Annotated in this window: 15 protein-coding genes; 11 read left to right on the top strand and 4 right to left on the bottom strand. The window is 72.6% G+C overall.

Translation table 11 applies throughout. The features are described from left to right. Window positions 1–15: 15 nt before the first annotated feature. On the bottom strand, window positions 16–687 hold the full coding sequence (gene snpA, locus ABZ374_RS03245; RefSeq protein WP_360305561.1) for a snapalysin: 672 nt from the start codon (window positions 685–687) through the stop codon (window positions 16–18). Between the two features lie 229 nt (window positions 688–916). Here snpA and ABZ374_RS03240 point away from each other — a divergent pair, with 229 nt between their 5' ends. Beyond that, the gene (locus ABZ374_RS03240) at window positions 917–1900 is read left to right on the top strand and encodes a LysR family transcriptional regulator (RefSeq protein ID WP_360305559.1); all 984 of its coding nucleotides are present in this window, start codon (window positions 917–919) and stop codon (window positions 1898–1900) included. Window positions 1901–2041: 141 nt separating this feature from the next. Then, complete coding sequence (mtnB, locus tag ABZ374_RS03235) at window positions 2042–2689, top strand: methylthioribulose 1-phosphate dehydratase (RefSeq protein ID WP_360305557.1); 648 nt, start codon at window positions 2042–2044, stop codon at window positions 2687–2689. A 102-nt stretch (window positions 2690–2791) separates the two neighbouring features. On the opposite strand, the gene mtnA is transcribed toward mtnB, so the two are convergent. Next, window positions 2792–3793 carry an S-methyl-5-thioribose-1-phosphate isomerase gene (gene mtnA, locus ABZ374_RS03230; protein WP_360305555.1) on the bottom strand — a complete coding sequence of 334 codons (1002 nt, stop codon included), beginning with the start codon at window positions 3791–3793 and terminating at the stop codon, window positions 2792–2794. Window positions 3794–4444: 651 nt separating this feature from the next. Here mtnA and ABZ374_RS03225 point away from each other — a divergent pair. The 8 genes from ABZ374_RS03225 to ABZ374_RS03190 all read left to right on the top strand — a co-directional run bounded on the left by ABZ374_RS03225 (window position 4445) and on the right by ABZ374_RS03190 (window position 13138). Beyond that, entirely contained in the window at window positions 4445–5518 is a 1074-nt protein-coding gene (locus tag ABZ374_RS03225) for a BMP family ABC transporter substrate-binding protein (protein WP_360305553.1), read from the top strand. Window positions 5519–5603: 85 nt separating this feature from the next. Then, window positions 5604–7214 (top strand): ABC transporter ATP-binding protein, encoded by a 1611-nt coding sequence (locus ABZ374_RS03220; RefSeq protein ID WP_360305551.1) that lies wholly within the window; start codon window positions 5604–5606, stop codon window positions 7212–7214. A gap of 13 nt (window positions 7215–7227) precedes the next feature. Continuing rightward, complete coding sequence (locus tag ABZ374_RS03215; protein ID WP_360305549.1) at window positions 7228–8517, top strand: ABC transporter permease; 1290 nt, start codon at window positions 7228–7230, stop codon at window positions 8515–8517. A 2-nt stretch (window positions 8518–8519) separates the two neighbouring features. Further along, window positions 8520–9488: an ABC transporter permease gene (locus tag ABZ374_RS03210; protein WP_360305547.1), complete on the top strand. Its 969-nt coding sequence runs from the start codon at window positions 8520–8522 to the stop codon at window positions 9486–9488. Further along, window positions 9485–10273: a nucleoside phosphorylase gene (locus ABZ374_RS03205; RefSeq protein ID WP_360305545.1), complete on the top strand. Its 789-nt coding sequence runs from the start codon at window positions 9485–9487 to the stop codon at window positions 10271–10273. Before ABZ374_RS03210 ends, ABZ374_RS03205 begins: the two co-directional genes overlap by 4 nt. Then, a complete protein-coding gene (locus tag ABZ374_RS03200; RefSeq protein ID WP_360305543.1) occupies window positions 10270–11643 on the top strand; it encodes an amidohydrolase in 1374 nt (457 codons plus the stop codon). Before ABZ374_RS03205 ends, ABZ374_RS03200 begins: the two co-directional genes overlap by 4 nt. 66 nt (window positions 11644–11709) lie before the next feature. Next, on the top strand, window positions 11710–12324 hold the full coding sequence (locus tag ABZ374_RS03195) for a sulfite oxidase-like oxidoreductase (protein ID WP_360305541.1): 615 nt from the start codon (window positions 11710–11712) through the stop codon (window positions 12322–12324). 58 nt (window positions 12325–12382) lie between these two features. After that, window positions 12383–13138: an FAD-binding oxidoreductase gene (locus ABZ374_RS03190; protein ID WP_360305933.1), complete on the top strand. Its 756-nt coding sequence runs from the start codon at window positions 12383–12385 to the stop codon at window positions 13136–13138. A gap of 69 nt (window positions 13139–13207) precedes the next feature. Here the strand turns inward: ABZ374_RS03190 and mtnC are convergent, their stop codons facing one another. Together mtnC and ABZ374_RS03180 are read right to left on the bottom strand one after the other, a co-directional pair. Beyond that, window positions 13208–13957 (bottom strand): acireductone synthase, encoded by a 750-nt coding sequence (mtnC, locus tag ABZ374_RS03185; RefSeq protein WP_360305539.1) that lies wholly within the window; start codon window positions 13955–13957, stop codon window positions 13208–13210. Continuing rightward, window positions 13954–14535 (bottom strand): cupin, encoded by a 582-nt coding sequence (locus ABZ374_RS03180; protein ID WP_360305537.1) that lies wholly within the window; start codon window positions 14533–14535, stop codon window positions 13954–13956. Before ABZ374_RS03180 ends, mtnC begins: the two co-directional genes overlap by 4 nt. Before the next feature lie 516 nt (window positions 14536–15051). Between ABZ374_RS03180 and ehuB the strand changes: the two genes are divergently transcribed. Then, entirely contained in the window at window positions 15052–15990 is a 939-nt protein-coding gene (gene ehuB, locus ABZ374_RS03175; protein WP_360305535.1) for an ectoine/hydroxyectoine ABC transporter substrate-binding protein EhuB, read from the top strand. Window positions 15991–15995 lie beyond the last annotated feature (5 nt).

Below are 15995 nucleotides of genomic sequence, written 5' to 3'. Positions count from 1 at the left end.
ACGTCGCCCGGGAGGTCAGGAGGCCGCTTGGGCGGCGAGCGCCGCGAGGCCGTTGCGCCAGAGCTGGTTGACCCGAGCGCGTTCCGTGGCGTTCGGGTTCGGGTTGGTGCAGGAGGTGCCGGGGCCGCCGCCGGACATCAGTTCGCTGCACGGACCCGAGTAGTGGTCCGGCAGGCCCAGCACGTGGCCGGTCTCGTGGGCGGTCACCCGGGTCGAGTTGTACTGCTGGTTCTGTCGGTAGTCGAGGAAGATGTAGCCACTGCCGTGGCCGTTCGTGCTCGCGTACGAACCACGCGAGTCGTTGCCCTCGTAGTACCGGAAGTCGGGGTTGCTGCCTTCCTGAAGGCGGACGTTGGTGACCGAGCTGTTCCAGATCTGCGCGGATTGGGCGATCTGGCTGCGGAAGGAGGGTGCGCTGGCGGCGCTGTAGGTGACGGTGACCACCGCCGCCGAGTTGCCCGCCGCGGCGCGCTTGCCCGCCACGGACTTCAGCACGGCGTCGAAGAACGCCTGGTTCTGCGCCTGGTCTTCCTGACCGGCGTATTGCGCGGAGGCACGAAGGGGGGCCGCGACTCCGTCGTTGCCGGCCGATGCGGCCGGCGCGGCGATCAGTCCGGCCGCGAGGCCGAGGCCGAGTATTGCGGTGATCACGGTCTTACGGGGGTTCCGGGGACGCACTGGGGACATGGGGGGCTCCTTGGGGTGCCGAAGACCTGTTCGGTGCGCACTGAGTCTCACCGGAGCCCGGTCCGGCCCGGATGATGACAACCGGCGATAGCACCGTCGTATCACCCCCGTTCCCGGACCGTCACCGCCCCGGCACGCATCGTGTTACGGAAGATTCACGCCCCACCCCCGGATCCCACGCCCGTCGGTGTCTGGTACGACCGCGATAGTGCGTCCTATCCTCCGCATCATGGAGCTAGAGGTGAGGCACCTCCGCGCACTGTGTGCCATCGGCGACACCGGCAGCCTGCATGCTGCGGCCCGGCTGCTCGGCATGACCCAGCCGTCCTTGACCGCGCAGCTCAGAAGAATCGAAAACGCCCTGGGCGCACCCCTGTTCGTCCGCGACCGGACCGGCAGCCGACCCACTCCACTCGGCCTCACGATGCTGCACCGGGCCCGACCCATCATGGCCGAGATGAGCGCCCTGGTCATCGACACCCAGGCCGAGGCGATCCGAACCGCCGGGCCCCACCTGCGGATCGGCGGCACCGCGAACCGGGTGATCGCCGACTGGTTGCGCCGGCTCCGGCTGCGACTGCCCACCACCGACACCTATTTGCGGGTGGACGTGTCGGCGAACACGCTGCTCGGAATGGTCGCCGCGGGTCAGCTCGACGTCGCGTTCGTGCACGAGGTCGAGGGCTTCCCGCTGCGGGTCCCGGACGGGGTGCGCGGGCGCGTACTGGTCGAGCGGGAACCGCAGTTCATCGCGATGTCGCCGGACCATCCGGCCGCGGCCGAAACCGAGGTCAAGCTGGCCGAGTTGGCCGAGGATCAGTGGATGGTCGACCCGAGCGTGGACGGCGAATGGGAGGGGTTGCGCGAGGTGTTGTCCGACGCCGGCATCAACCCCCGGATCCTGCACGGTGATTACCTCACCGCGGCGTCCCTGGTCGCGATCGGCGAGGTGGTCACGCCGTGCCAACCCACGTCCCGCCCGCGACCGGACATGGCGGTCCGGCCGCTGGCCGGCGATCCGCTCACGGTCCGGTTGTTCCTGGCCTTTCGTACCGAGAACGGTCCGGCACCGGCCCTGATCGACACCGTCTACCACGAGTTGGAGGCCGCCTACCGCGAGGCCGCGTGGCTCGCGGTGGCCTACCGGCAGCGGCTGCTGCGCGAGGACAGCCCGATCCTGCGCTACGACGGCCAGAGCCGGGCCCGGCCGTGAGCGGCGTGGCGACCCGACCCGGCGTCCGGCCGGTACCGATCCCGGATCGCCGGGGCGTGGGTGAAATGATGGCCCGATCTGCCGGTTCGACCACACTGTGAGCCGGTTCGACCGGACCGTGAGTGAACAGTGAGGACCCCCATGACGACCCCCGAAGCCGGTAACCCCGCCTCGGTCCCGGCCTCCGCGCGTGCCGCCGCCGGGGCCACCCTCGCGCGCGAGGCCGCGCGCTTCGCCGGCCTCGGCTGGATGCGCGGCACCTCCGGGAACCTGTCCGTGGTGCTCTCGCGTGAACCACTGCGCCTCGCGGTCACCGCCTCGGGCCTGGACAAGGGCGAACTGGCGGCGGACGACCTGGTCGTGGTGGACGCGGCCGGCGTACCGGTCCCCGAGGAGGCGAGCACGCCGCCGCGCCGACCGTCCGCCGAGGCCGGGCTGCACGCCCGGGTGGTGGCGCTGACCGGCGCGGGCGCGGTGTTCCACGTGCACACCGTCTCGGCGGTGCGCGCGGGTCGACGCTGGCCGGCCGGGATCGAGTTGCGCGATCTGGAGATGCTCAAGGGCATCGGCCGCTCCGCGCACGACGAGACGGTCACCATCCCGGTGATCGCCAACAGCCAGGACATGACCGAACTGGGCGATCGCCTGGAGGCCGCGCTGGTCCCCGGGGTGCCGGCCGTCGTGGTCGCCTCGCACGGGATGTACGTGTGGGGTGAGGATGCGATCCGGGCCCGCCATCACGTCGAAGTCGTGGAGTGGCTGCTGGAGTACCGCATCGCGGAGGGCTGAGCCGGCGGCGGAGCCGCGTGAGGGTTCGGCCGGGACCGGCCGGTCCGAGCACGCCTCCCGAACCGGGTCCGGGACGCGGCCGGGCCGCGTCCCGGGATCGGTTCAGGGTCGGTACTCGCGTACGCCCGTCTCGTTGACGATCGCGCTGATCAGTCGGGCCGGCGTGACATCGAAGGCCGGGTTGAAGGCGCGCGAGTCGGCCGGGGCGACGCGGATGCCGGCCACCTCCAGCACCTCGGACTCGGGCCGCTCCTCGATGGTGATCTCGTCGCCGTGCGCGGTCGCGTCGTCGAACGTGGTCAGCGGGGCCGCGACCACGAACGGGATGCCCGCGTCGGCGCAGGCCAGTGCGACGCCGACCGAGCCGATCTTGTTCGCGGTGTCGCCGTTGGCGGCGATCCGGTCCGCGCCGATCACCGCGACGTCCACCAGGCCGCGCAGGATCGCGCTCGCGGCGGCGCCGTCCGGTTGCACCAGATGGGCGATGCCCTCCTGGTCCAACTCCCAGGCGGTCAGCCGCGATCCCTGGAGCAGCGGGCGCGTCTCGTCGACGTGGACGACGTCGAGCACGCCGCGCGCGTGCAGTTCGCGGACGATGCCCAGTGCGGTCCCCCAGCCGGCGGTGGCCAGCGAGCCGGTGTTGCAGTGGGTCAGCACCCGCAGCGGGCGTCGCTCGACCCGGGACAGGATCCAGTCCGCGCCGTGCCGGCCGATCGCGTGGTTGGCCTCGACGTCCTCGCGGACCACCGCCTGCGCCTCGGCGAGCACCGCGTCCACACCCTTGGCGGCGAACGGCAACACCCGGTCCACGCCGCCGGCCAGGTTGACCGCGGTCGGCCGGGCGTCCCGGATCCGGGCGATCTCGCCGGCCAGCCGGTCCGCGTCCCAGCCCTCGCGCGTGCCCTGCAGCATGGCCACCGCGACGCCGAAGGCGCCGGCCGCGCCCAGGGCCGGTGCGCCGCGCACCGCGAGGCGACGGATCGCGTCGATCAGCGCGTCCACGTCGGTGATGTCGAGGTACACGATCCGCTGCGGCAGCGCGGTCTGGTCGAGCAGGCGCAGGGCGGTGCCGTGCCAGGCGAGCGAGCGTATCTCGGGGGCCATCGGGGGTCCTTTCCGGGCGGATGGGCGAGCGCCGGGCGAGCACGACGGCCGCGAACGTGTGCGAGGTCACCGGCTCGGCGGCACACCGCGGCGGGAGCGAGCGCATGCGGTGGCACTACGGATGCTACGTCGCCCGGCAGCACGCTTCGAACGCACTCCCGAACGACGCCCGGCATCCGGGGCGGCTGGGTGTCGGCGCGGTAACCCAATGTTCACATGGCGGACAATCGGTCCACATTATGAACAAGCGCGAGAAGTGCCTGGTGAGGGTGCTAACCTCCCCCCGAAACCAGTCGGGTGTGATCATCACATCGAGACTTGGGCTGGTGCGACCGGAAAGGAGTCGGCTGTGGCCGAAACGTGGTGTTGCGACGTACGTATCGAGTGCTGCGGCCGCTCCATGGCGTGTGACCGTCCGCCGCTTCCGCTCGACAAGCGCGGTGCCCGCGGCGTCTGCGTCCGACGCACCGGCCGCTGTCGCCGGCGCCCGTACTGACCCGATCGCGCCGACCGCCGATCGAGCGCCGCGCCTCACCGCCGCGCGCGGAACCGAGGCGCCCTCGGGCGCCGAGACCGATGGGACCGCGAGGTTCCCGTCTCCGAACCACCGACTCCGCCCCGCCGGGATCGACACTCCTCCCAAGGACACTCATGTACCGCATCACCTCCCGCCACCGCCTGGCCGTGGCCGCCGTCGTCGTCGGCACCGCACTGGCCGCCACGGCGTGCAACGCCTCCGCCGACAAGGACAAGACGCCGGCCGCCGGCGGCACCGGCGGCGGGGACTCCGCCAAGAACGTCGTGCTGGTGACGCCCGAGCCGATCGGCGTCAACGACTTCCTCAAGCTGGCCGCCACCGGCGCGCAGAACGCGGCCAAGAAGGCCGGCGGCACCGCGAGCATCCTGGAGAGCAAGGACACCAGCGCGATCCAGCAGAACGTGGAGGCCGCGGTCCGCCAGAAGCCCTCCGTCGTGGTCGCCGTCGGCTTCGAGTTCGCCGACGTGCTGGCCCAGCAGGCCGAGGCCAACCCGAAGCAGCAGTTCCTCTTCGTCGACTCGTGCACGAGCAAGCCGTACCCGAACATCACCTGCGCGACCTTCCGCGAGCACGAGGGCACCTACCTCGCCGGCGCCGAGGCGGGCCTGCTGACCAAGAGCGGCAAGGTCGGCGCCGTGGTCGCGCTGGACAGCCCGCAGATCCGCCGCTTCTCCGACCCGTTCGCCGCGGGCGCCAAGCAGACCAACCCGGCGAGCGCCTTCACCCAGCTCTTCGTCGGCGGCCAGAAGCCGTTCAACGACCCGGCGCGGGCCAGCGAGCAGACCGCGTCGCTCAAGGCCAAGGACGTCGACCAGATCATGGGCGCCGCATCCGCCGCGGGCAACCTCGGCGTGTTCAGCGCGGCCAAGGCCGCGGGCGTGCAGGCGTACGGCGTCGACGTCAACCAGTGCTCGGCGGCGCCGGGCACGGTCGTGGACAACGTGATCAAGCGCACCGACATCGCGGTCGAGAAGGGCGTCGAGCAGATCGCCGCCGGCAAGCCCGGCGGCGTCACCTCGTACGGCCTCAAGGAGGGCGGCATCACGCTCACCGGCATGGAGCCCGGCCTGGAGACCTCGCAGTGCCTGATCGCCCAGCACCCGGACGTGCTCAAGACCGTGCTGAGCCTGCGCGACCAGATCGTCGCGGGCGGCATCACCGTGACCGACCCGGCCGCCGCCAAGTAGGACCGCCGCGCCGGTGTCGGGTCCGCGGACCCGACACCGGCGAACGCCCGTCCCGTTTCGCCCCTTTCGACCGGAGAGACGCCCGATGAACGATCAGCACGCCGCCGCCCCCGGTGACATCGCCGAGGTCGAGATGCGCGGCATCGTCCGGCGTTTCCCCGGCGTGCTGGCCAACGACCGGGTCGACCTGCGGGTCGCCGGCGGCGAGATCCACGCGGTGATGGGCGAGAACGGCGCGGGCAAGTCGACGCTGATGTCGATCCTGTACGGCCTGCAACGCCCGGACGCCGGCCGCATCCTGCTGCGCGGCACCGAGCACTCCTTCGGCTCGCCCGTGCAGGCGATCGCGGCCGGACTGGGCATGGTCCACCAGGGCTTCAAGCTCTTCCCCTCGCTGACCGTCACGGAGAACGTGGTCTACGGCAGCGAACCCACCCGGCGCGGCCTGGTGGATCGGGCCGCCGCCCGGGCCCGGGTCGCCGAACTGGTGGACACGCACGGGCTGCACGTACCGCCGGACGCCCGGGTCGCGGACCTGCCGGTCGGGGTGCAGCAGCGGGTGGAGATCCTCAAGCTGCTCTACCGCGACGCGCGCGTGTTGATCCTGGACGAGCCCACCGCCGTGTTGACCCCGGCCGAGGCGGACCGGCTGCTGGAGGTGATCCGCGGCCTGGCCCGTTCCGGCCGCACGATCCTGCTGGTCACCCACAAGTTGGGCGAGGTGATGGCGGTCAGCGACCGGGTCACGGTGCTGCGCGACGGCCGGGTCACCGCCCGGCTGGCCACCGCCGAGACCACGCCCGCCGAGATCGCGCTGGCGATGACCGGCCGCCGGATCGATCTGGACCGCATGCACCCGGCCGGCACCCCCGCCGCCGACGTGCTCGACGTGCGCGGCCTGACCGTGTCCGCCGGACGCGGTGCCAAGCCGCTGGTCGAGGACGTGTCGCTGCGCGTGCGCGCGGGCGAGATCGTCGGCGTGGCGGGCGTGGCCGGCAACGGGCAGAGCGAACTGGTCGAGGCGCTGGCCGGGTTGCGCCCGATCGACGCGGGCCGGGTGCTGGTGGCCGGGCAGGACGTCGGCGCCGCCTCGGTGGCGCAGCGCCGGCACGCGGGCCTGGCCTACGTGCCCGAGGACCGGGCCGGCGTCGGCGCCGCCCGCGACGCCTCGCTGGCCGACAACCTGGCGATGGGCTTCCACCGCACCCCGGCGCTGGCCGGTCGGGGCGGCTTCCTGCGCCGCGCGGCGATCCGCGCACACGCCGCGAAGGTGATCGAACGTTTCGGCGTCAAGGCCGCCTCGTCGGCCGTCACCATCGGCACGCTGTCCGGCGGCAACCAGCAAAAGGCCATCCTGGGCCGAGAGATCACCCACGACGCGCCGCTGCTCCTGGTCGAGCAGCCCACTCGCGGTGTGGACATCGGCTCGATCGAGAACATCCACGCGCGCCTGGTCGAGTATCGCGACGCCGGCCACGGCGTACTGCTGGTCTCCGCCGAGTTGAGCGAGATCCTCGCGCTGTCGGATCGGGTCCTGGTGATGTACGAGGGCCGGATCGTCGCCGAATTGCCGCGCGCCGAGGCGGACGTGCACACGATCGGCCTGGCCATGGCGGGCGGCGGCCCGGCCCGGCCCGAGGTCCGGCCCGACGACGACACCCGCCCCACCGCAACGACCACCGCCCACCAGGCCTGACGGGTTATCAGATATGACTGCCAGCAAGGCCGGTACGGCCATCGAGCATCCATCGGGTCCGGCCGCACGGTGGGCGCTGCACGTGCGCGGCGCCGTGTTCTCCCCGGTCACCGTCTCCATCGTGGCCGCGCTGATCCTGGGCGCGATCATCCTGGCCGGCACCGGCGCCGATCCGCTGACCGCGTACGGCTCGGTGCTCACCGGGGCGTTCGGCTCCGAGGGCATCGGCGACACGCTCGGCGAATGCATCCCCATCGTCGGCCTCGCGCTCGCGCTGGCCATCCCGCTGCGCGCGGGCCTGGTCAACCTCGGCGGCGACGGCCAACTCGTGCTGGGCGGCCTGGCCGCCGTCTCGGTCGGCCTGTACTCGCCCTTCCCCGGCGCGATCACCGTGATCCTGGCGCTGCTCGCGGGCATGCTCGCGGGTGGCCTGTGGGCCGCGCTCGCCGCCGTCCTGGAGACCCGCTGCGGGGTGCCGCTGCTGGTCAGCAGCCTGTTGCTGAGCTACCCCGCGATGTCGTTCGTGTCCTACATGGTGCGCTTTCCGCTGCTCCAGAAGGGCTCCGGCATCCCGCAGACCGACCGACTGCCCGAGGGCGTCAAGCTGCCCGAGTTCGCCGCCGGATCCGGTGCGGGCACCGGGGTCAGCGTGGGCATCGTGCTGATCGTGCTGGCCGCGGTGGTCTACTTCGTGGTCGACCATCGCACCGCCGCCGGCTACGAGGTGCGGATGACCGGCCTGGGCGCGCGCTTCGCCGGTTACGCCGGCGTGGACCGCGCCCGGCTCACCCTGCGGCTGATGTTCGCGTCCGGGTCGCTGGCCGGCCTGGTCGGCGCGATCACCGTGCTCGGCTTCCCGTACCGGATGGTCGACGGCGCGCTGACCACGCCCGGCTACACCTGGACCGGTCTGCTCGCCGCGCTGCTGGCCGCCGCGTCCCCGCTGGGCACGGTCGCCGCCGGGTTCTTCTTCAGCGCGCTGACCATCGGCGGCTTCGGCATGGAACAGGAGACCGCGGTGCCGCAGCAGCTCACCGCCGTGCTCCAGGCCGTGGTGATCCTCTTCCTCGCGGTGCGCGGCGGCATCTTCCGCAAGGGTGGTTGGTTGCACCGGCTCGGCCGAGGACCCGACGGCGCGGCCGCGCCACCACCGGACCTCGAAACCGGCGTGCTCGAATCCGGCGTGCTCGAACCCGCAGTACCGGAAGCCGCAGTACCGGAAGCCGCAGTACCGGAAGCCGCAGTACTCGACACCGGCGTCGCCGGGCCGCCCGCCCCCGCGCGCGGCGACGGAGGTAAGTGACCATGTCCTTCGACGCCGAACTGATCTTCTCCGCGCTGCGCGCGCTCACCCCGATCCTGTTCGCCGCCCTCGGCGGCGCGCTGTGCGAACGCGCCGGCGTGTTCAACGTGTCGCTGGAAGGCACCATGCTGATCGGCTGCTTCGCGGCCGTCACCGGCAGTTGGTTCGGCGGCAGCGTCTGGGTCGGGGTGATCTCGGCGGTGCTCGCCGCGATGGTCTTCTCGCTGCTGCTCGCCATCGGCGCGGTCACGCTGGGCGCGGACGCGGTGGTGCTGTGCATCGCGCTGAACCTGCTGGCCGTGGGCCTGACCGGCTTCCTGCTGCGCACCGTCTTCGGCAAGCAGGGCACCTTCGGCGACCCGGACCTCAAGGGCCTGCAACCGGTCGACATCCCCGGCCTGGAGTCGGTGCCCTTCCTGGGCCGCGCGTTGTCCGGCCACTCGCCGCTGGTGTACCTGTCCTGGGTCGCCGTCGCGGTGATCGCCGTGCTGCTGTCCCGACACCCGTGGGGCGTGCGGCTGCGCGGCGTCGGCGAGGCGCCGGAGGCCGCCCAGTCGCTCGGTGTCAGCGTCGCCCGCTACCGCTACGCCGCGATCCTGACCTCGGGCGCGCTGTGCGGGCTGGCCGGCGCGCAGCTCGCGCTGGGCAACGTGACCCTGTTCTCCGAGAACATGACCGCGGGTCGCGGCTGGATCGCCGTGGTCGCGGTGATGCTCGGACGCGCACTGCCGATCGGCGTGCTGCTCGCGGGCATCCTGTTCGGCCTGGTCGAGGCGGTCGGCTTCCGGCTCCAGGGCGAGGGCATGCCGCAGCAGGCCGCCGATGCCGCGCCGTACGTGATGACCCTGGTCGCGCTGTTCCTGGCCACCCGCTCGCGCGCCCGCCGCGGCGCCGCGCCCCCGGGCCGGCTCACCGGCCGCATCCCCCGTCCTCGCCGATTCGCCCGCACCACCTCGGAGCCCCAGTCATGAGCAGCGCCACCCGCCCGGCCGTCCTGCCGATCACGAAAATACCCAGCAGCGGACTGCCCGCCCACGCCCTGGTCGTCGGCGACCCGGCGCGCGCCGCACTGGTCGCCGAACGGCTGGAGGACGCGCGGCGGATCGGCGCCAACCGCGAGTACGTCAGCTACGCGGGCAGTTGGCGCGGCGTACCGGTCGTGGTGTCCTCGCACGGCGTGGGTGGCCCGGGCGCGGTGTGCCTGTTCGGCGAACTGGCCGAGGCGGGGGTGCGTACCTTCATCCGGCTCGGCACGGCGGGCGCGATGGCGCGCGGCGTGGGCGACGGCGACCTGGTGGTGGCCACCGCCGCGGTCCGCGACGACGGGGTGACGCAGCAGTTGGTCCCGGCCGAGTTCCCGGCCTTTGCCACGCCCGAGGTGGTCCTGGCGCTCGACGGCGCGGCCCGCGCGCACGCCGCGCCGCATCACCGGGGCGTGGTGTGGACCCGGGCGGCGTTCATGCCGGGTGTGCTGGAGTTGCCGATGAAGCCGTACCAGGCGGCCGGCGTGCTGGCGATCGAGATGGAGTTGTCCGCGCTGCTGGTGTTCGCCGCGCTGGGCGGGCACCGGGCGGGCGGCGTGCTGGTCGTGGACGGGATCGCGGCCGACGACCTGGTCGACGAGTCCGGCGGCTCGACCTACGACCCGCACCGGCAGGTGGTCGCCGAGGGTGTCGAGCGCGGTGTCGTGGTGGCGCTGGACGCGCTGTACCGACTGGCCCTGGACGAGGCCGGCGAGGCGGCGGACCGGGCGTGATCGACCTGCTCGTCACCGGCGGCGCGGTGCTCACCGCGGACGCCGCCGACACGTACCTGCCCGACGGCGCGGTCGCGATCGCGGCCGGCCGGATCGTCGAGGTCGGCTCGGCGGCCGAGTTGGGCGCGCGCCATCCGGCGGCGCCGACCCTGGACGCGCGCGGGTGCCTGGTGTTGCCCGGGCTGGTCAACGCGCACGCGCACTCGGCGATGACGCTGTTCCGGGGGCGGGCCGACGACGTCGACCTCCAGGTGTTCCTGGAGCGGCTGGTGGCCGCCGAGAGCGCGGTGCTGACCGCCGAGGTGGTGCGCGCCGCGGTGCGGTTGGCGCTGGCCGAGTCGATCCGGGCGGGGGTGACCACCGCGATGGACATGTACTGGTTCCCCGAGGCGGGGCTGGCCGCCGCCGCCGAGGCGGGTTTTCGGCTGGTCACCGGGCCCACCTTCATGGATGTGCCCGGGCCGCCGGACGGTCTCGACTTCGCCGCGCGCCTGCGCCGGGCACCCGGGTTGCTGACCCGTTCGGCGACTCGCTGCGTGACCCCGCACAGCACCTACACGCTGAACCCGGACCAGTTGCTCGCGGTCGCCGAACTGGCCCGCGAGCACGACGCGTTGTTGCACATCCACGCGGCCGAGAACGCGGTCGAGACGGAGACCGTACGCCGTCGGTACGGCCGCCGTCCGGTGGAACTCCTGCACGATCTGGGACTGTTGCGTCCGGGCACGCTGCTGGCACACGCGGTGCACCTGACCGACGAGGAGATCGCGCTGATCGCCGCCTCCGGCGCGGGCGTGGCCCACTGTCCGGTCTCCAACCTCAAGCTCGCCTCCGGCGTGGCCCGGTTGCCCGAGTTGCTGGCCGCCGGCGTGCCGGTGGGCCTGGGCACCGACGGCGCGGTCAGTGCCAACGCGCTGGACCTGTTCGGCCCGATCCGCGCCGCCGCCACGCTGCACCGGGTCTCCCCCGGCGCCGCGCCCGATCCGACCCTGATCGGCGCCCGCACCGCGGTCCGGATGGCCACCGCGGACGGCGCCCGGGCGATCGGGCTCGGCGCGCTGACCGGGTCGATCGAGGTCGGCAAGGCGGCCGACCTGGTCGTAGTGGACCTGAACCGGGCGCACCTGACGCCCCGGCACGACCCGTGGTCGATGCTCGCCTACGCGGCCGGCCCCGCCGATGTGCGGGACACGGTGATCGAGGGCCGGATCGTGCTGCGCGACCGGCGACTGCTTACGATCGACGAGGGCGCGGCGATCGAGGAGCTGAACACCCTCGCCGCCACGCTGCCGAACCCGTCCGGTCGAGCGAATCGGGATCCCGACGTGACCGACACCGGCTCGACGCCCTCGCCGGCGATCCCGGCATGAGCGCGGAGGTATCGAGATGAGTGCGACCGAGACGAATGCGGTCGAGACGAGTGCGAAGGCATCGACATGAGTTCCACGACCCGCGGCTTCGTCGGTCGGCACACCGCCGCCGAGCGCGACCCGCGACTGCCCCCGGGGCAGTACGACGCACACCGTGACTTCCCGGTGCTCTCCGCCGAGGTCACCCCCGAACTCGCGCCCGCCGACTGGTCGTTCCGGATCGACGGGCTGGTCGACCGGCCGCGCGCGTGGGACTGGGAGCAGGCACGCGAGTTGCCGCGCGAGACCTACGACGGACCGATCCACTGCGTCACGTCCTGGTCCAAGCTGAGCACCGACTTCACGGGCATCGCGCTGGACACGTTCCTGGCCGAGGTCGCGCCGAGGTCGAGCGCCACCCACGCGGTGGCGTACTCGCACACCGGCTACACCACCAACCTCACGCTCGCCGACCTGACCGGCGGCCGGGCCTGGATCGCGTTCGACTTCGAGGGCGCGCCGCTGACTCCGGCGCACGGCGGGCCCGCCCGGCTGCTGGTGCCGCATCTGTACTTCTGGAAGAGCGTCAAGTGGATCGCGGGCCTGCGCCTGCTCGACCACGACGAACCGGGGTTCTGGGAGGTCAACGGCTATCACCATCGTGGTGATCCGTGGGCGGAGGAGAGGTATTCCGGTGACTGAGGCGACCGTGGCGACGGCCGGGACGGCGAGCGGGGCGGCCGGGTCCGGCGCGCCGCCGATTCCCGCGTTCGCCGCGCCCGGCCGGGCCGCGCCGAGTCTGCGCGGGAAGGTGGACTGGCAGCCGGCGACCGTGGTCGAGGTGCGCCGCGAGACGCCCAACGCGGTCACCGTCCGGCTCGCGCTGCCGGTATGGCACGCGCACGTCGCGGGCCAGCACTACATGTTGCGCCTGACCGCCGCCGACGGCTACACCGCCCAGCGGCACTACTCGGTCGGCTCGGCGCCGGACGACGAGGGACACGTCGAGTTCACCGTCGACCGGGTGCCGGGCGGCGAGGTGTCCGGGTTCGTGCACGACGTGGCCCGGGTGGGCGACGTGCTGGAGGTGCGCGGCCCGCTCGGCGGGTTCTTCGCGTGGCCGGGCGACCGGCCGGCGCTGCTGGTGGCCGGCGGCTCCGGGCTGGTCCCGCTGATGGCCATGGTCCGGCACCGGCGCCGGCGTCGATCGACCGTGCCGCTGCGCCTGGTGGCCTGTGCCCGCACCCCGCAAGACCTGTTGTACGCGGGCGAGTTGGCTCCGCTGCCGGGCGAGGAGCACACCGTGCTGTACAGCCGGGCGGCGCCGGCCGGGTATCCGCATCCGGTGGGCCGGCTGGACGCGCGGGCGATCGCGCCGCACGCGGCGGCGGTGCTCGCGGACGAGCGCTACGAGGTGTTCGTCTGTGGCTCGACCGGTTTCGCGGAGCACGCGGGGCGGTTGCTCACCGCCGCGGGGGTGCCGACGTCGCGGATCCGGGTGGAGCGGTTCGGCTGAGCACGGTCGGTGGCACCAACCTCGGTGCCACCGACCGCGCTTCGGCCTTGTCCGCCCGCACGGGCGGGCTCAGGAGTCGCGCAGGATCGGGCGGTCGCCGCTCAGATCCAGGCGGGCGAAGGTCGCCGTCTCCGGGTGGTCGCCCACGCCCCGGTCGTAGTACGGCTCGTTCGCGTCGGGGCGACGCACGCCGATCGTCCACCAGCCGGCCTCGCGCGCCGCGTCCAACTCCTCGACCAGGTCGGACAGGAAGACCAGACGTTCCGGTCGCGGCTCGCCGATCATCGCCGCGATCGCGCGGTACGAGTCGGCCACCCGCTTGGGGCCGGCGTTCTCGGTGTCGAAGTGGCCGGAGAACAGCGGCAACAACGAACCCTCCGGCGAACTGCCGAACCACGCGCGCTGCGCGGCCACCGAGCCGGACGAGAAAATGTACAGCCGGTGCCCCGCCGCGTGCCACGCGCGCAGCGCCGGGATCGCGTCCGGGTAGAAGTGCGAGGTCAGTTCGCCGGACGCGAAGCCCTCGGCCCAGATCAGGCCCTGGAGCGCCTTGAGCGGGGTGACCTTCTCGTCCCGGTCGAGCCAGCCGTCGAGCGCCTCGACGATGCGCTTGGTGTCCGCGTCCGGCTCGCCGATCAGGGCGCGGACGCCCTCCGCCGCGCGCGCCACGTCCGGGTGGTCGCCGTGCTCGTCCAGCCAACGGGCGAAGTGCACGCGGGAGTACGGGTAGAGCTGCTCCGTGATGAAGCCGGTGGCGCTGGTGGTGCCCTCGATGTCGACGACGACCGTCAGCGGTGTGGTGGCGGTGCCCTCGCTCACGCCGCGTACCCGGCCCAGATCTGGTCGAAGTCGGGGAAGCGGGAGGAGATCGGGTCGCCGGTGAAGTCGCCGATCCAACCGTCCTCGTCGTGGAAGAAGCGGATCGCGGCGACCGAGGGCTCGACGCCCATGTCGAACCAGTGGGTGATGCCCTTGGGCACCGAGAGCAGGTCGCCCGCCTCGCACAGCACGGCGTGCACGCGGCCGGCGATGTGCAGGTAGAAGATGCCCGCGCCCTCGACGAAGAAGCGCACCTCGTCGTCGTCGTGGGTGTGCTCGGTGAGGAACTTGGCCCGCGCGCCGGCGGCCTTGGCCGGCCATTCCGGGTCGTCCGAGGGCTGGAGGCGGATCACGTCGACCTGGATGTAGCCCTCGGCGGCGGTGATCCGGTCCACCTCGGTTCGATACGCCGCGATCACCTCGTCCTGCGTCGCGCCGTCGGGCAGCTCGACGTCGGCCGTCCAGCGCTCGAAACGCACGCCGATCGGCTTCAGGGCACTCGCGATCTCGGCCGGGTCCGAGGTGCGCAGGATCGACTCGGCGGCGTCGGTCTCGGGCCAGACGGTCAGCAAGGACATGGCGTCCCTCCTTGGCTACTGAATCGGGGCGGGCTCCCCGGGCGCTGGGTCCTCGTTCGCCTTCGGGTGCGAAAGCGATCGTGAACGATCCCAAAACTACCGTCTCGACCCGTTCCGGCCGAGGGCGCGGTCACCCTCCGAGACGACTTTGCCCGCCCTGCCGGGCCCGCCGGCCGTCACGTCCGAATAACGAACGCGGCCGGTCACGGGCTCCGCCGAGGACGCCGGCCACCTCGGGTATCCGGCAAGTCGGACACCAGTCGTGATGCATTCGTGACAATCGGCCGCTCCGGCCACAGGGCGATCACGAAACGGCCGTTCGGGTTTGCCCGACTCTTTGTCGGCCGGTGTCGGATCGGCCTAGGGTCGCCACTTCGCACCACCGGGTCCGGCTCGCTTCCGGGCGCCGACTCCGACCGTTTCGGCCCCGCGTCGACGGCTCTCGGGGTCGAGGCTCTCGCAGCGACGGCCGCGGCGGGGCGTGCCCTGTCCCCTGCGGAAGGAGCTGACCGCGTTTTGCGTGCCGTCGATGCCAGACCCCGACCCGGTCCCGGACTCTCCCGCCGCGGTCTGCTGCGCGGCGTCGGAGCCGTCGGCTTGGCGGTGACCGCGGCCGGCACCGCCGCCGCGTGCAGCCGAGTGGACCTGAACGACGAACCGGACGGCGGTACGTTGCTGCACCGACTGCGCAAGCGGGGCTCGGTCCGCATCGGGTTCGCCAACGAGGCGCCCTACAGCTTCCTCGACAAGGACGCCGAACTCACCGGTGAGGCAGCCGAGTTGGCCAAGGCGATCTTCGATCGTCTGGGCGTGCGCCGGATCGAGCCGGTGCCCTCCGACTTCGGCGCGTTGATCCCGGGCCTGCGGGCGGGCCTGTTCGACATCGTCGGCGCCGGCATGTCCATCACTCCCGCACGGTGTGCGCAAGTGTTGTTCACCGACCCCGAGTTCGATGCGGCCGAAGCGTTCCTGGTACCCAAGGGCAACCCGCGCGGACTGGCCACCATGGCCGATGTGGCCGCGAATTCGAATGTCCGGCTGGGCGTCCTGCTCGGCGCGGTCGAGGCGGACGTGGCCGAACGAAGCGGCGTACCCGGCGCCCGGATCACCCGGTTCGCCGACCAGCCCAGTGCGTTCGACGGGATGATCGGCGGCCGGGTGGACGCGGTCGCGCTCACCTCGATCTCGCTGAACTGGGGCCTGCAGCAGCGCAAACACGCCGACCTGGAGGTCACCGCGCCGTATCGGCCGGTCGTCGACGGCCGGCCGATCACGGCCGCCGCGGGTGCGTTCGCGGTGACGCCGGATCAGACGGACTTCGTCGCGGCCTTCGATCGGGAATTGCACAAGCTTCGGGACAGTGGCGAACTGCTGCGCATCCAGCGGCCGTTCGGCTTCACCGAGGCCGATGTTCCGGCGCCGGAGCTGACCGCGCAACGGGTGTGTGCGGCATGAGCGAG

Origin of the sequence: Embleya sp. NPDC005971 (assembly GCF_040629175.1) — a bacterium.
Classification (GTDB): Bacteria; Actinomycetota; Actinomycetes; order Streptomycetales; family Streptomycetaceae; genus Embleya.
Note: the sequence above shows the minus strand (reverse complement) of the source record. Positions and strands in the feature narration are given on the sequence as shown.

Coding starts and splice junctions, on each gene's coding strand:
- snpA (WP_360305561.1), bottom strand. CDS start 687: ATGTCCCCAGTGCGTCCCCGGAACCCCCGTAAGACCGTGATCACCGCA.
- mtnA (WP_360305555.1), bottom strand. CDS start 3,793: ATGGCCCCCGAGATACGCTCGCTCGCCTGGCACGGCACCGCCCTGCGC.
- ABZ374_RS03210 (WP_360305547.1), top strand. CDS start 8,520: ATGTCCTTCGACGCCGAACTGATCTTCTCCGCGCTGCGCGCGCTCACC.
- mtnB (WP_360305557.1), top strand. CDS start 2,042: ATGACGACCCCCGAAGCCGGTAACCCCGCCTCGGTCCCGGCCTCCGCG.
- ABZ374_RS03195 (WP_360305541.1), top strand. CDS start 11,710: ATGAGTTCCACGACCCGCGGCTTCGTCGGTCGGCACACCGCCGCCGAG.
- ABZ374_RS03180 (WP_360305537.1), bottom strand. CDS start 14,535: ATGTCCTTGCTGACCGTCTGGCCCGAGACCGACGCCGCCGAGTCGATC.
- ABZ374_RS03225 (WP_360305553.1), top strand. CDS start 4,445: ATGTACCGCATCACCTCCCGCCACCGCCTGGCCGTGGCCGCCGTCGTC.
- ABZ374_RS03240 (WP_360305559.1), top strand. CDS start 917: ATGGAGCTAGAGGTGAGGCACCTCCGCGCACTGTGTGCCATCGGCGAC.
- ABZ374_RS03205 (WP_360305545.1), top strand. CDS start 9,485: ATGAGCAGCGCCACCCGCCCGGCCGTCCTGCCGATCACGAAAATACCC.
- ABZ374_RS03215 (WP_360305549.1), top strand. CDS start 7,228: ATGACTGCCAGCAAGGCCGGTACGGCCATCGAGCATCCATCGGGTCCG.
- ABZ374_RS03220 (WP_360305551.1), top strand. CDS start 5,604: ATGAACGATCAGCACGCCGCCGCCCCCGGTGACATCGCCGAGGTCGAG.